This window comes from Herminiimonas arsenitoxidans (genome assembly GCF_900130075.1).
Lineage (GTDB): Bacteria > Pseudomonadota > Gammaproteobacteria > Burkholderiales > Burkholderiaceae_D > Oxalicibacterium > Oxalicibacterium arsenitoxidans.
The window spans coordinates 1,629,425-1,643,313 of the sequence record NZ_LT671418.1; the positions used below are offsets into that span (position 1 = coordinate 1,629,425).

Here is a 13,889-nt window from a genome sequence, read left to right on the forward strand (position 1 = left end):
TCTCAAATTATCCTTAGTACAACATCAAAAAACAGCTCGAGCCTTAGCCTAGAAGGTGCAACAGTTAGACAAATCAAACATGCGGTGAATTATCCTTACGTTTTGATATTCATAGCCTTCAACTCACCATCAACACGAAGAAGTAATTCTTTATATTTGACATTTTCTGCTCTGCAATACGCCAATATCAGTAGTGTCGCGGGGTGCACTTCCATCACACCGGACAACTCATCAACCTTTTCCAAGGTGGGTGATTTCATACTTCGTTCTAGGCTACTTAAATAAGTTCTGCTCGATACATCCGAAAAATCCTCTTGCGTCAGGCCTTTTCTAGTCCTTAACTCCCGCAGTGCCGTCGCGAACCCATTTCGAGAATTCATCCGTGTCTCCCATAAAAGACACGATGTACTCATAACGAACACTTTAGAACTACAATCTATAGTGTTCATTTAGCTTTGCAGCATTGTGATCGTCACTAGAGAAATAAGAAATTCCGGTGCATTCAATATTGATCGAAGGCGAGACCGACCAAACGAAACTTTTACCAAACTGGGCTAGCGATCCGGTATTTTAACTAGAGGGGCTGTATGAATGTATTTCTAGATACTGAGTTCACGGATTTTCTTGAACCCCACCTTATCAGTTTAGGAATGGCATCCGAATACGGAGAGGATTTTTACGCGGAGGTTCCATACCCAGATTGCGCTTGCTCCACATTCGTACGTGAAGTAGTCGTGCCATTGTTGCGGAAAATTCCTCATTCATACGTCACTGTCGACAACCTTCATCTGGAAATTATTAAATGGCTTGAAATTGTCCGCCGGAACAAAGAGGAAGTTTTTATCTGCGTAGACTCTCAGATTGATTGGGATTTATTTTGTGAGGCCTTGGATTGCCGCGTGCCGCCATGGTGTAACTATAAGCTAGTGAGCAACGAGATCGTCGAACTGATGCTTTACGATTTTTTTAAGCATTCCGGTTTGCCGGAGCATCACTCACTGTACGACGCCCAGGCGAATCGACACGCGTACCGTCCGCATCAACCAAAAAAATAATAATCATTGACATCATAAGTGCCCAGCACTTATCAAGGAATGCATGTTTATGTCAGTTCTTTCGTGGAACATGGTTCGAACGCAAGATAAGAATAGACAAAAAAATAGTGGTGCCGTATTCCGTCGACGTATCGTCGTCGATGCTGCATGAAAAATACTCAACGAGGGAGGGAGAACGTGATAGACGTGGAAATTTATTCAGACGATCCGGACGATCATGTTTTGGTGGATCGCTATTGGGCAATGAATGAAGATGGAAAATTTAAAGAGAATGTTTCGAATCTTCTACCCCATAAGGAAATCAAAAATGTCCATCAACTAACAGAACACATTTCTCAAGTTTCCCAAGCTTGGGATCGAGGGCAGATTTGCTCACATTGCGAAGGTTTTCATCAAGTATTCGTCCGTGCAGACGTAAAGCGAAGCAAACAAAAAATAAAGACGCCCTGCGCCGGTTGCCGAAACCTTGACGAAAAAAATCAACACGCAGAGAAATTACGACTCCGCGAACTTCTTGAAAAACTTACAGAAGACAATCTAGCGACTGATTGTGAATATAGTGAGATTTCTGATGATGCTGCATTGATTCTTCTTGCATTACATCGAGCTATTAATCCTCGTTTGCTTTCCGGTACATTCATGTACCGGGACTGTGCAACTTTAACTCCATCAGACTCCGATTTTTTTATCGATAAGTTATGCAATTCTAGAATTCTCTTGCCTCACTATCTGGCCGCCAAAGACGGCACTTACAGTCTTAACGGTGATGAAATATGGCACTACCCTGCACAAGCCTGCTTCTTCCTTGTCCCCGATTCCAAGCTTGGTAAAAGCGAGATTGCATTATCAATATTAGAAAACCGCAACTATAAAGATAATCTTGCCCTCCGAAATCTATGGCTCGACTACGCTGTAGCAGACTGCCATCGATACCTCATAGATCAATGCAACGACTACGACTTCCACCTAGAAGAAGAAGAGTTAAATCAGATGAAAAGCATCTTTAGAACAGCACTTGAAATTTATAGCGTAAGCGAGCTGTGGTCGATGGTCTGGATGATAGTCAAAGATGCCGCAAGCCTTTCACAAAAAACTTACTCCAACAGTCGAAAAGCCTCGGCAACGATACCTGGTAAAGCGCAACGATTCCTCGTTAAAGTATCAAAAGGTGAAAACACATTAAAGCAATGGGCTAGACGCGAACAACATACAGAGGGAACGCTTGGCCAAGTTTTTTGGGATTACTTCAGCATAGATGCAGCCACCACCGGATGTGAAGTATTTCGCATATTTGACGTCGTTCCGAGTTCAGATAACGTCGGTCCTCTTATTTTGCCGTCGAAAGAATTAATGGCAAAAGCTCGAGCGGATGGGATAGAGGCAGAGGTTCTTATTTGCTTGGCAGGCTCTATTCGCCAAGGTCTTAGCGTCATAGAAGCTATTCATGAAGTACTGCGACAATATTCGGGACTTGGATTGCCCCAAGGAAGTGAGTTTGATGAAGAGCCCGAAGACCTCGGTAACGACTGATCTTATAGAACTGTAGGAAGAGCTTGCCGCATGATTGCATCGTAAAGTTCACACTGACTGCTTTTCTTAATACCCTGTATAGAAACAGGACGTTGCGCACACCGTATCGAAAGCAAAGCATGGAACGTCCACTATTATGCCGTGGCAGACATCCTTTACGACCGCAATCGGACATCGGCTTCCAGCACTGGGCGTGGAGTTATTCAATGCACGCCCAGTGCATCTATTAATACAGTTCTTCTACTCCTTTGGGTCGCGACGTAACAACTCGGCAACGGAGACGCCGATTTCAGCGTCACCACCGAAAGCTGTACCAGTTTTCTTGTTGGTGAAATTAGTCAACGCGTGTTTATAATCCTTGTCGGTCAAAGGAATATATTTCACTTCCTTTACCAGCTTCTGTGCGTTCTTCAAGTAGAACTCGACGAACTCTTTGACTTCGCTTCTTTCGGCCGCCTTCACACTTACATAGATAAACAACGGGCGTGCAAGCGGCTGGTAAGTGCCGTCCATGACGGATTTCACAGAAGGTGCTACAGCAGGTTTGCCTGCCTTATGGACGATCGGAACAACTTTGAGACGCTTGCTGTTATCGAGGTAATACGCATAGCCAAAATAGCCGATCGCATTTACGTCACGTGCAACACCTTGCACGACAACATTGTCGTCTTCCGACGATGTGTAGTCAGTACGGCTGGACTTTGTCTTGCCCATAATCGCATCTGTGAAGTAATCAAATGTGCCGGAGTCTGCGCCTGCGCCAAATAATTTGATCGGGGCATCAGGCCAAGCTGGATTGACTTGATTCCATTTGGTGATTGTTCCTTGTGCTGCCGGCTCCCACATCTTCTTCAGTTCTTCTACTGTGATTTTGGTCAAGAACTTATTTTTCGGATTTACAACTACCGTTAGTGCATCGAATGCGATTGGCAGCTCTACATACTTGATCCCGTTCTTTGCGCACTCATCCATTTCTTTTTTCAGGATTGGACGGGAAGCATTTGAAATATCAGTTTCGCCTTTACAGAATTTTTTAAAGCCACCACCAGTGCCAGCAATACCAGTCGTCACTTTGACAGCGCCACTTTTCATGTCCTGAAAGTCATCAGCGACAGCTTCTGTAATCGGGAACACGGTGCTGGAACCATCGATTTTGATAAATGTTTGTGCTTGTGCTGGTGCGACACACAAGGCAGTTGTCAATAATAACAGTGGCGACAGCGTTTGAAAACTAAGTTTCATGGCGAATCCTTTGTAGTTAAATACGGTGGTAAATCTGAGGGAATGTTTCTAAATCATTTCCAGCGAGCGGACGTCAAACTATCAAGCGGTAGTGCATAGCTGATGTGAACAATTTCAATCATTTGCTCCGCAATTCGGTCGCTGGTTGTAGCGATATTGCGAAGTTCGGTTTGATTGGTGCCTGCTGAAGTCAGGGCAGTTTGATAGAAGATCCATTGTTGACGGGCCAACTCAACGCGTGAACTCAGTAGCCGATCAGAACCTGCTTCTTCGGCCAGTAGATTTAAACCGTTTTGAAACTCAATTCTTGATTGAATGAGATCGACTTGTAGGCCTTGCTTGGAAAGCATCGATTTATCGAGAGATCTCAAGAGAACGATTTTTGCCATTCGCTGCGCGAGTGATGCCTGCCGTAATGCGAGTGCAACGACACGCGAACTGGTGTCGTTGGTATCAGACTCCAATGAAAAAGCCAGCGTATTGAGTTTGTTTAGTAAGTCTTCGTTGACGTCGTACATCACGCCTGCGTTGCTGGCGTTTAGTTTCGGCAATCCATCCATTTGACCAGTCAGGGCTATGTTGGCTCGCGTTAGTGCTCGTGTCGTTTTAGTAGACTTGTCCGCTAAACCATTGAGTTCCTGGCGCATTTTCAAAATGGAGGCAATCGAGCGCTCACGTTCGCGCTGCACCTGGTCACCGAGGATTCCCAGCGTCATTTGCAAACTCAGCTTGTAGCTACGTTCCGACTCGATTCGAAAAATTCCGACTGTCAATAAGGGAGGTATGGATTCTTTAATACTCGGAGCTGCAACTTTAGAAAATGCAGTTGTCGTGCCCGCTAAAGATAGGATCAATATGGCTGCAAAGCAGGTCGCTTGACGTGGAAATTGGCGCCATTGTTACCAGGCAATAATTACAAGCGCTAATTACACTGCTAAAGCTGTATCACACACCGTTGTCCTGGGTCTCAATAGATTTTGTCGCAATTGCCTAATTAACAGATAACTTCTTCTTCAAATATTCACAATGTTTGATATGGCAGTCCACAACTTTGAAACACTGTGAATGTTTCCTAACGTCACTTCCCTGTCACACGGCGCATCTACAATTCTAATTAATTGGTAATACGTATGTAATACGGCAGCTTTAGTCGTGAACCGCCTTATAAGCCGTAAATATTTTGTCCATCAAAACGCAGGTTACCTGCGCTATCAATCGCAAAAGAGAAAAATTGCAAATCGATTTCGACATCATGTCCGCCATTAACTCGGCGCAATCGAACACCTCTGCAAGAGCACTCGCCGTGGCTGTTCCGACCATTTCTTGCGATCAATCCAATGCGCAGGTGCTGGAGGTCTTTAGTCAAAACCGTGAGTTGATTAGCTTGCCAGTTCTAGAAGGCGAGCATCCGATTGGTTTAATAAGTCGAAATATATTCATGTCGCAAATGTCCAAGCCGTACTACAGAGAGCTATACGAAAAGAAAACATGTATTGCGTTCATGGATAAAAACCCGCTGATCGTACAGGCGGATACTTATGTAGAAACGTTAGCTGCACTTGCAGTTGAATCAGGCGATAAAACTTTAGCAGATGGCTTTTTGGTTATTGAAAATGGTCAGTTTCTTGGCCTAGGTTCTGGCTTGGACCTCATGCGCATGATGGTTGATCTTCAAACAGAAAAGAACCTGCAGGTAATGCAAAGCATCGATTATGCGAGCACAATTCAGCGCGCAATGATGAGTACGTCTCGTAAAGCGATGAGCGCAACTCTAAAAGACGCCTGTTTGATTTGGGAACCGCGAGATTTGGTTGGCGGTGACTTTTACCATTTCGAACGTTTCAATGAAGGTTGGTTTGCCGCTGTTGCTGATTGCACGGGGCATGGAGTTCCTGGTGCCTTTTTAACTCTGATCGCTTCATCCTTATTGTCACAGGGCTTGAGCAAGTTGGGCCCTAAAGATCCTGCAATGCTTATGAGCGAAGTCAATCGCGGAATGAAACAGGCGCTTGGTCAATATGCTGACCAAAATCGTTTGTCAGAGTCTGATGATGGTATGGATGCAGCATTCTTTTGGTTTAACGATGCGACATCTGAACTGACCTGCGCTAATGCAAAAGCGTCTTTATTTATTCTTATGCCAGATCAAGATGAAATCCAGACAATTGAGGGAAAACGCGTTGGAATTGGCTACGTCGACACCCCTAACGACATGTGCTGGGATAACAAAACAATTTCACTAACAGATGGTGCGATCTTGCTCAGTGCAACGGATGGCATTATTGACCAAATAGGCGGCATGAAGAATATCGCATTTGGCAAGCAACGCCTTCGCAAATTTATGCTCCGGCACCGGGACACATCTATGCCGCAGTTCGGACAGTTCTTAACATTAGAACAAAAAGCTTACCAAGGTTTGCACCGCCGTCGCGATGACATAACAGTCTTTGGCTTCCGGCTCAATACGCCGCATATCTCGCGATCAATTTAAGTTAAAGCTACAAGGGAAGTCGAATCAAGATGGGAAATAACACTGTAATCGATAATGTACATACGCCTTGCGAATGTAGCGGACACAACCAAGTGATTTTCTATTACATGGGTTACTTCTCGCAAAATATCATTGCAGCGATGGCGGACTCAGTTAAAACCCGCGTCGAATATATAGGGGCAGCCAGTCCTACTCGCCGTAAGCTATTTTCATCGTTTATAGAAATGGCGCAAAACATCATTCACTACTCGGCCGACTCAGTAGATACAGATGGCAAAACGGATGCCGAAATGCGTCGTGGGTCAGTATGTATTTCTGTGGAAAACGATCGCTATTACCTGACGTGCTCTAACTTGGTTCATGGAGAGATTGCCGATCGTTTACGCGAAAAATTAGAGCATTTGCGCACGCTTACTAATGAAGAAATTCGTTTGGAGTACAAGGAAACGTTACGCGCTGAAACTCCCCAAGAAAGCAAAGGCGCCGGCTTGGGTTTCTTGACAATGGCAAGAGATGCCAGCGAACCACTAGAATTTGAGTTTATCCCCGAAGGCGCAGACGGGAACATGATGTTCTGCCTCAAAGCGACCATCTAATTGGATTGCAAACGATATCGACAGACAGTTAGCACTCTCACTGAAAAGTAAAATATGAATAATCTTTATATCCCTGCAAGCTCGAGTTCACCAGAGGTAGATTTTCGCTTTGACGAACATCGATTGCTTTTGAAAGGTGAGGCATATCCAGAAAATGCGGCAGTGTTTTGGGGTGCAATCATTGCATCTTTACATATATATCTTGCTCAGGTTAGTGCTAGTCAGCAGATAACAGTGCAAGTCGCGCTCTCTTACTTCAATAGTTCGAGCACAAAAATGCTTTTCTCACTGTTTAGCGCATTGAATGACAAGGCACAGTCAGGCAATGCAATTATTCTGGATTGGTATCACGATGAAGAAGACGAAACGATTTTCGAATTCGGGCAAGAAATACATGAAGACTTTCCAGAACTGACATTCAACGATCATGCGGTGAGAACTTAATGAGTGATACCGATCTCTTTGAAGCGGAAACAGCAGCGCTGAATTCAGCTTACGATGTTATAACGAAAGACGGCGCGTCCGGTGACGAGTGCAAAGCTGCACTAGACAATTTAGCGAAAAGTTTCCACCGGCTAATGCGCGAAACACGCCGCTTGATCGCACGCAGCGATCGCAAAGAACTCGAGCTCAATACTCTCAATTTTAAGCTTCAACAGTTAACGTCAGAGCTTGATTACAAAGCTCGTCACGACAATCTTACTGGCGTATTAAACCGTGGCGCTGTGTTTGATCGAGCCGAACATTATTTAAAAACTAGTACCCTTGCTTTAATTGTTTTAGATATCGATTTTTTCAAACGCATCAATGATGAATTTGGCCACCCGACGGGAGACTCTGTGCTGCGTGAACTGGTCCAAAAATTAAAATCATCGCTTAACGGCATTGGTGAAATCGGTCGCGTCGGAGGTGAAGAGTTCACAGTTTTGTTGCCCAATCACAATAGTAGTGAAGCCATCATAATCGCAGAAGACATACGTCGGGAAATTGCAGATAAAGCGTTTTCTTCATTGCCTAATATACATGTCACAGCGAGCTTTGGTGTTAGCTGGAGTGACACAAACTGTGATTTTGAAGATGCGTATGGAAGGGCTGACGTTGCGTTATATAAAGCAAAACACAACGGTCGAAATCGTGTTGAGTTTGACTTAAGCACAGGATATAGCACCATATTACAGCCGCATGATCTTATGACTCAAACATCCACTGTATTAATTTAGCCCTCTCGTTCCGCCTAATTACGTCATATCTCTTCTTACAAGCAACAATCTCGACGATCGCAATTCCTAAAAGCGCGCCCCAGATGGCAACCCATCTGCCATGTCGATGCTCTTCTATGACCTCTTCAATTTCTCAATATGCAATAATCAACTTTGTATATTCGCCAGTGGCGTCAACCTTCTGAATCCTGGAATTAAGAATTAGAGAGAGTCTATGACTTCATACGTAAATTGTTTTGCAACCGTCAAAGTGCGATAAATGAAAATCTTGGTTTTTCTAGGATCAGTAAGGAAAAGCACTCCACCGAGGCCGGCGAGGCTTGGCGAAAGAGTTTCGACGGCATGCATTCACCGTATTCAACAAGGTGGTTGCGATGTCGAATTGATTGATCCGCTTGACTACCATTTTGATGCGGTTTTCAAGCCGCATTTCGCTTATGCTGAAGGGGCAGCCCCAGCTGATTTGGAAGGTTTAGCTAAAAAGATAAACGAAGCTGACGGCTATGTAATGATTAGCCCAGAATACAATCATTCGCTGAGTCCGGCGTTAGGAAATTTGCTTAATCACTTCGGCAGTTCGCTTTTCTCATTTAAACCTAGTGCAATCGTTACCTACTCTGCCGGCCAGTGGGGGGGAGTAAGGGCTGCGGTTGGAATGAGGACATTTCTTTCGGAGTTAGGCTGTCTACCCGTTTCTGCTATGGTCCACATCCCGAAAGCGCATGAAGTACTTAATGAAGACGGAGTATTTTTAGAAACGGTTCAAAATAAATGGCATACCTATTTAGATCGAACTTTTTCTCAGCTTCAGTGGTGGGCATCTGCGGCGCTACAACAGCGTTTGGTTGGCAACACCGCTTTACAATCACCTTCATTTACGAAAACCCCATCTCAAAGAAATGCGCCGTAATCCGCTGCATGGCCGACCCGTTAGGTTTTCATTTATGACTGCTTCAGCAAGTTATATTCATGGTCGTCGCCTTGCCTAATTCGAGAGGAAATGTCTGGCCATAATTGCGAAGGAGATTTTCCTAATGCAAGCGCGATGGCGCAACGGACTTTCCTAGTCCCGCTTCCACTGGCCGCTCCAGAAAGCATAATCGGTGCATCTTTACCGAAAATTCCAATACATGCTGCTAACTCTCTATTGGAGCGTCGTCCAAATTTTTTTATCAGCAAGGCGCGAACTGGTGTTCGGTTCCGAAAACCTGAAGTCAAAACTCCAGGCTTATGAGTGCAGTTATTTAGGACTTGTAGCAAAACAGCCGGTTTGACTAACGGCGGCGGCGGAACACCTGCCTTTTCTGCGTCGCCTATCCAATCAGAAATTGCTTGCTGAACGCGCTCTAATGCTTCTGCGTAAGTCGCTCCGTTAGCACTACATGCCGGTAGCTCGGGAACGTTTGCGACAAAAGCATCGCCATCGTGGTAGAGAAAAATCTTATATAAAGGCTGCTTGGAGATATTGCATACCAATGTATGATTTTTTAACGAATCATGCATAACTGGATCCCGAGATGGAATACTTGGTTCAGGGAGCATTATCAATACTAGTAATCAAATAATTAAAAAAGAGGCTGGTCAAATAACTGATGAATTACGTTGCTTATAATTTTGCAGAAAGCATATAACCCACACTGCGTATCGTCTTTACCAGAGGCTCCGCCTCTTGTAGTACTTTTCGCAGACGCAATACATGAACATCGACCGTCCTCTCCTCAATAACGACATGGTCTCCCCATACTTTGTCGAGCAATTGGCTCCTAGAAAAAACTCTATCGGGGTGAGCAAGTAGGAATTTCAGGAGCTTGAACTCCGATGGGCCGATGTTGATTGGCCGCTCATTTACGCTGACACTACAATTCACCGAGTCAAGCGAAATGGGACCTACTACAAGCATTTTTTTAGAATGCTCAGGTGCCCTTCGTCTCAATAACGCATTAATCCTGGCAGTTAACTCCCCTGGGGAAAATGGCTTGGTTATGTAATCGTCTGCTCCTTTGTTAAGGCCAGCCACTTTGTCCTCTTCCATGCTTTTTGCAGTCAGCATAATGACGGGAAGCTCACTGAATTGTCGATCTGCTCTTATTTGAGACAATAGGTGCAACCCGCTTTGGTCAGGCAACATCCAGTCAAGCAAGACCAAATTCGTCGTCCTTCGGTGGATAAAATCCCAGGCGTCCTTTGTACTGTGAACCGCCGATACAGCCCACCCTGCCTGCTTGAGAGAGAATGAGATGAGCTCGACGATCGCAAGCTCATCCTCGACGATCAGAATATGCGGAACTAGGGACAACATCTAATCAAGCAGGGATGTTTGATTTTGAAGATGCAAAATCCGTATGTCGTATATCTTTTCCTTCCACCACATAAACGACATATTCCGCAATATTCTTGGCGTGGTCGCCAATTCTCTCAATCGCTTTAGCTATCCAAAGAGTATCGAGCGCAGCGGAAATCGTTCGAGGATCTTCCATCATGAATGTAATCAAATTGCGCATGATCGCGCGAAACTCATAATCAACAAGTTCGTCCCGTGCTATCAGCGCCGCGGCGGAAGAATCATCTAGTCGAGCATATATATCCAATGCATCGTGCAACATACTGGTTGCGCTTGACGCCATGACTCGAATTGCTTCGTAGTGATTAACGGTGTTAACTGATCCGCGCACATGTAACTGCTTTGAAACTCGCGCTATCTTCGTAGCCTCATCACCGATACGTTCCAAATCCGTGATCACTTTCATCGTTGCCATGACTGCTCGTAGATCGTTAGCAGCCGGTTGTCTCTTCACGATCAAATGACTGCATTCATCGTCCAATGACACTTCGAGACGGTTAACGTTTGCATCTCCGGCTATAACTTGCTCAGCTTGAGGGATATTGCCAGTTCTAAAACTAGCGAGCGCATCGTGCAACTGACTTTCAACCATGCCACCCATTAATAACACTTTGGAGCGAATAGACTCCAAATCCAAGTCGTACTGTTTTGACGAGTGATCTCCAGACATTGAATGTCTCCTAAAATTTGGCTGTAATTGACTGCTAGCTTTGTAAAGAAATATCCGTTTAACCAAATCGGCCAGTAATGTAGTCTTGAGTTTCTTTTTTTGTCGGATGCATAAAAATCTGATCAGTCTCACCAAATTCCACTAATTCACCGAGATACATGTAAGCAGTAAAATCTGAACATCGCGCAGCTTGTTGCATGTTGTGCGTGACGATAACGATGGTGTATTTCTGACGTAGTTCGGCGATAAGTTCTTCGATTTTTGCAGTCGAAATTGGATCCAAAGCTGAGGTGGGCTCATCCAATAATAGAACTTGCGGTCTAACCGCTAAGGCTCTCGCGATACACAAACGCTGTTGCTGTCCGCCAGACAGACCAAGGCCGCTCGCATTGAGTTTGTCCTTGACCTCATTCCATAACGCTGCATCTCTAAGCGCTTGTTCCACACGCTCATTCATTTCGCCTTTGTTTAATTTTTCGTGGTGGCGAATAGCGTAGGCCACGTTTTCATATACTGACATTGGAAATGGAACTGGCTTTTGAAAAACCATTCCTACTTTTCCACGCAAACGATTCATTGAATATTTAGGATCCAATATATCTTCGCCATCAAGTAGTACTTTTCCTTTTGCGACTAACCCAGGATAGATCGCGTACATTTTGTTGAGAACCCTAAGCATCGTGGATTTACCACAGCCGGAAGGTCCAATGATGGCGGTTACTTGTGACGATGGAATATCCAGCGTTACCTGTTTCAATGCAATTGAGTTTTTGTAATAAAACTCTAAATTTTGAATCGATATTTTGGTTTCAGATTTGATACGAATTTTGCTGGATGACTTACCCGTGTCGATATCAAATGCTGGGGTGGTTGCGATGTTATTCATGATGGCCTTGTGTTTTTCGAATGATTAAACGCGAGACAATGCTCAGCAGGAGAACGAAGAGCGTGACAATAAGTGCGCCAGCCCATGCGAGCGTATGCCATGCCTCATATGGACTCATCGCATACTGAAAAATAACAACCGGAATACTCGCTGTCGGCGAGTTAAGGCTGTTCGTCCAATACTGATTGTTTAGTGCAGTAAAAAGTAGCGGTGCTGTTTCGCCAGAAATACGTGCCAGAGCCAAAAGAATACCGGTCATGATTCCAGGAAGCGCTGCTCGGTATAGCACTTGAACAGTAACCTTCCATTGAGGAACACCAAGGGACAGCGCTGCCTCGCGCATTGCTTGCGGTACCAACCGCAACATCTCGTCCGTCGTACGCACTACAACAGGCAATACGATCAGAGATAATGCAAGCGCTCCAGCCCACCCGGAGAAATGACCTTGCTGACGTACAACCAGCGTGTAGATGAAAAGACCCAGAACGATCGAGGGAGCAGACAACAGAATGTCATTTACGAATCTGATCGCTTCACGCCATGCGGCACTTTTCGCATACTCCGCGAGATAGGTACCCGCAGCAATGCCGATTGGCGCTCCAATACCTATCGCGATACCGCTCATAACCAAACTACCAAAGAATGCGTTTGCTAATCCGCCCTCTTCACCTGGCGGTGGTGTCATTTGATAAAAAATTTCCGGCTTTAATGCAGATACTCCATATTTTAGGCACGTCCAAAGTATCCAAACCAGCCAGAAAAGACCAAACAGAGTTGCAAGAGTACCTAAGCATTTCGCTGCGATATTACGTGCGTAGCGACGCTTATATAACCATGATGTTTCTTGAGTCATGACGATCCCTCCTTACGAGCCATGCTATGAAGCATTAATCGCGCAATCGCCAATACTACGAATGTCACAATGAACAGGATGAAGCCCAGTGCAATTAAAGACGACAAATAGACATCCGAATCAGCCTCTGTAAACTCATTCGCGATCGCGGCCGCAATCGAATTGCCTGGCATGAGTATCGACAAAGATAATTGATGAGCATTGCCCAACACAAAAGTGACCGCCATTGTTTCGCCTAATGCACGTCCAAGTCCAAGGAATATGCCCCCGACCACTGCAGATCGGCAATAAGGTAAAACTATGTTCCACACCACTTCCCAATTGGTCGCACCTAATGCATAAGCCGATTCTTTTAGGCTAGTTGGCACGGTACGGAAAACATCGCGCATGATCGATGAGATGAATGGTATGACCATGATTGCCAGGACTGTTCCTGCGGTCAGCATTCCGATACCTAATGGTGGACCTTGGAAAACGGGCCCTATGATTGGAAGACTTCCGAGATAGTCATTCACCCAAGGCAGTATGTGGTCGGCCATAAAAGGCACAAATACAAATAAACCCCACATGCCATAGATGATTGATGGGATACCTGCCAGCAGTTCTACTGCGGCGGAAACAGGCCCTCGCAACCATGTCGGTGCGATTTCAGTGAGGTAAAACGCGATACCGAAACTTATTGGTACGGCTATAACCATGGCAATGGCGGAGCTGACCAAGGTACCGATGATTGGTACTGCGGCACCGAAATTCTTACCAACGGCGTCCCATTCTGCATTCGTAAAAAATCCCCAGCCAAAAGTCTCAAAAGCGAGACGCCCCCCCCAAAGCATAGCTAAGGCTGCGGCAAGGAGAATGAACATTACAAATGCTGCGGCAGAGGCAACTCCCCAACGGAATAAATTGTCTGTGCCAGCATCTTTATCTATGTGCTTACTGATAACAGGATTACTTAAAACTGCACTCATTTGGCCCACACTTTCTGGAATTACTGTTTTGAAGCAT

At 45.1% G+C, this 13,889-nt stretch carries 16 protein-coding genes; 7 read left to right on the forward strand and 9 right to left on the reverse strand.

Annotation, left to right across the window (positions count from 1 at the left end; translation table 11 throughout):
* Positions 1–95 precede the first annotated feature (95 nt).
* Positions 96–380 (reverse strand): helix-turn-helix domain-containing protein, encoded by a 285-nt coding sequence (locus BQ6873_RS07685; protein ID WP_076592121.1) that lies wholly within the window; start codon positions 378–380, stop codon positions 96–98.
* Positions 381–587: 207 nt separating this feature from the next.
* On the opposite strand from BQ6873_RS07685, the gene BQ6873_RS07690 reads away from it, so the two are divergent.
* Both BQ6873_RS07690 and BQ6873_RS07695 read left to right on the forward strand, forming a co-directional pair.
* Entirely contained in the window at positions 588–1,055 is a 468-nt protein-coding gene (locus BQ6873_RS07690) for a hypothetical protein (RefSeq protein WP_076592122.1), read from the forward strand.
* A 177-nt stretch (positions 1,056–1,232) separates the two neighbouring features.
* Entirely contained in the window at positions 1,233–2,585 is a 1,353-nt protein-coding gene (locus tag BQ6873_RS07695) for a hypothetical protein (RefSeq protein WP_231949297.1), read from the forward strand.
* A 240-nt stretch (positions 2,586–2,825) separates the two neighbouring features.
* Here BQ6873_RS07695 and BQ6873_RS07700 read toward each other — a convergent pair whose 3' ends face one another.
* Together BQ6873_RS07700 and BQ6873_RS07705 are read right to left on the reverse strand one after the other, a co-directional pair.
* Positions 2,826–3,827 carry a PstS family phosphate ABC transporter substrate-binding protein gene (locus BQ6873_RS07700; protein ID WP_076592124.1) on the reverse strand — a complete coding sequence of 334 codons (1,002 nt, stop codon included), beginning with the start codon at positions 3,825–3,827 and terminating at the stop codon, positions 2,826–2,828.
* A 53-nt stretch (positions 3,828–3,880) separates the two neighbouring features.
* Positions 3,881–4,543: a hypothetical protein gene (locus BQ6873_RS07705; RefSeq protein WP_076592125.1), complete on the reverse strand. Its 663-nt coding sequence runs from the start codon at positions 4,541–4,543 to the stop codon at positions 3,881–3,883.
* A gap of 536 nt (positions 4,544–5,079) precedes the next feature.
* Between BQ6873_RS07705 and BQ6873_RS07710 the strand changes: the two genes are divergently transcribed.
* From BQ6873_RS07710 to BQ6873_RS07730, 5 genes are all read left to right on the forward strand, one after another.
* A complete protein-coding gene (locus tag BQ6873_RS07710; protein WP_076594009.1) occupies positions 5,080–6,318 on the forward strand; it encodes a SpoIIE family protein phosphatase in 1,239 nt (412 codons plus the stop codon).
* 29 nt (positions 6,319–6,347) lie between these two features.
* A complete protein-coding gene (locus BQ6873_RS07715) occupies positions 6,348–6,914 on the forward strand; it encodes a SiaB family protein kinase (RefSeq protein ID WP_231949298.1) in 567 nt (188 codons plus the stop codon).
* Between the two features lie 54 nt (positions 6,915–6,968).
* Positions 6,969–7,358, forward strand: a complete 390-nt coding sequence (locus BQ6873_RS07720) for a DUF1987 domain-containing protein (RefSeq protein ID WP_076592126.1) — start codon at positions 6,969–6,971, stop codon at positions 7,356–7,358.
* Complete coding sequence (locus BQ6873_RS07725; RefSeq protein ID WP_076592127.1) at positions 7,358–8,134, forward strand: GGDEF domain-containing protein; 777 nt, start codon at positions 7,358–7,360, stop codon at positions 8,132–8,134. The genes BQ6873_RS07720 and BQ6873_RS07725 overlap by 1 nt, the downstream gene beginning before the upstream one ends.
* Positions 8,135–8,393: 259 nt before the next feature.
* Complete coding sequence (locus tag BQ6873_RS07730; protein ID WP_076592128.1) at positions 8,394–9,044, forward strand: NADPH-dependent FMN reductase; 651 nt, start codon at positions 8,394–8,396, stop codon at positions 9,042–9,044.
* A gap of 32 nt (positions 9,045–9,076) precedes the next feature.
* Here BQ6873_RS07730 and BQ6873_RS18145 read toward each other — a convergent pair whose 3' ends face one another.
* From BQ6873_RS18145 to pstC, 6 genes are all read right to left on the reverse strand, one after another.
* A complete protein-coding gene (locus BQ6873_RS18145; RefSeq protein ID WP_076592129.1) occupies positions 9,077–9,637 on the reverse strand; it encodes a type II toxin-antitoxin system HicB family antitoxin in 561 nt (186 codons plus the stop codon).
* A gap of 103 nt (positions 9,638–9,740) precedes the next feature.
* Positions 9,741–10,433 carry a response regulator gene (locus BQ6873_RS07740; RefSeq protein ID WP_076592130.1) on the reverse strand — a complete coding sequence of 231 codons (693 nt, stop codon included), beginning with the start codon at positions 10,431–10,433 and terminating at the stop codon, positions 9,741–9,743.
* Between the two features lie 4 nt (positions 10,434–10,437).
* A complete protein-coding gene (gene phoU, locus BQ6873_RS07745; RefSeq protein ID WP_076592131.1) occupies positions 10,438–11,145 on the reverse strand; it encodes a phosphate signaling complex protein PhoU in 708 nt (235 codons plus the stop codon).
* A 58-nt stretch (positions 11,146–11,203) separates the two neighbouring features.
* Positions 11,204–12,031 carry a phosphate ABC transporter ATP-binding protein PstB gene (pstB, locus tag BQ6873_RS07750; RefSeq protein WP_083664419.1) on the reverse strand — a complete coding sequence of 276 codons (828 nt, stop codon included), beginning with the start codon at positions 12,029–12,031 and terminating at the stop codon, positions 11,204–11,206.
* Complete coding sequence (gene pstA / locus BQ6873_RS07755) at positions 12,024–12,884, reverse strand: phosphate ABC transporter permease PstA (RefSeq protein WP_076592132.1); 861 nt, start codon at positions 12,882–12,884, stop codon at positions 12,024–12,026. Before pstA ends, pstB begins: the two co-directional genes overlap by 8 nt.
* Positions 12,881–13,852, reverse strand: coding sequence for a phosphate ABC transporter permease subunit PstC (gene pstC / locus BQ6873_RS07760; protein ID WP_076592133.1), 972 nt, complete (start codon positions 13,850–13,852; stop codon positions 12,881–12,883). The genes pstA and pstC overlap by 4 nt, the downstream gene beginning before the upstream one ends.
* Positions 13,853–13,889: the final 37 nt, after the last annotated feature.

Excerpts from the sequence above, each read along its gene's own strand:
- BQ6873_RS07685 (WP_076592121.1), bottom strand. The coding sequence starts at position 380 with ATGAATTCTCGAAATGGGTTCGCGACGGCACTGCGGGAGTTAAGGACT.
- BQ6873_RS07690 (WP_076592122.1), top strand. The coding sequence starts at position 588 with ATGAATGTATTTCTAGATACTGAGTTCACGGATTTTCTTGAACCCCAC.
- BQ6873_RS07700 (WP_076592124.1), bottom strand. The coding sequence starts at position 3,827 with ATGAAACTTAGTTTTCAAACGCTGTCGCCACTGTTATTATTGACAACT.
- BQ6873_RS07705 (WP_076592125.1), bottom strand. The coding sequence starts at position 4,543 with ATGACGCTGGGAATCCTCGGTGACCAGGTGCAGCGCGAACGTGAGCGC.
- BQ6873_RS07710 (WP_076594009.1), top strand. The coding sequence starts at position 5,080 with ATGTCCGCCATTAACTCGGCGCAATCGAACACCTCTGCAAGAGCACTC.
- BQ6873_RS07715 (WP_231949298.1), top strand. The coding sequence starts at position 6,348 with ATGGGAAATAACACTGTAATCGATAATGTACATACGCCTTGCGAATGT.
- BQ6873_RS07720 (WP_076592126.1), top strand. The coding sequence starts at position 6,969 with ATGAATAATCTTTATATCCCTGCAAGCTCGAGTTCACCAGAGGTAGAT.
- BQ6873_RS07725 (WP_076592127.1), top strand. The coding sequence starts at position 7,358 with ATGAGTGATACCGATCTCTTTGAAGCGGAAACAGCAGCGCTGAATTCA.
- BQ6873_RS07730 (WP_076592128.1), top strand. The coding sequence starts at position 8,394 with ATGAAAATCTTGGTTTTTCTAGGATCAGTAAGGAAAAGCACTCCACCG.
- BQ6873_RS18145 (WP_076592129.1), bottom strand. The coding sequence starts at position 9,637 with ATGCATGATTCGTTAAAAAATCATACATTGGTATGCAATATCTCCAAG.
- BQ6873_RS07740 (WP_076592130.1), bottom strand. The coding sequence starts at position 10,433 with ATGTTGTCCCTAGTTCCGCATATTCTGATCGTCGAGGATGAGCTTGCG.
- phoU (WP_076592131.1), bottom strand. The coding sequence starts at position 11,145 with ATGTCTGGAGATCACTCGTCAAAACAGTACGACTTGGATTTGGAGTCT.
- pstB (WP_083664419.1), bottom strand. The coding sequence starts at position 12,031 with ATGAATAACATCGCAACCACCCCAGCATTTGATATCGACACGGGTAAG.
- pstA (WP_076592132.1), bottom strand. The coding sequence starts at position 12,884 with ATGACTCAAGAAACATCATGGTTATATAAGCGTCGCTACGCACGTAAT.
- pstC (WP_076592133.1), bottom strand. The coding sequence starts at position 13,852 with ATGAGTGCAGTTTTAAGTAATCCTGTTATCAGTAAGCACATAGATAAA.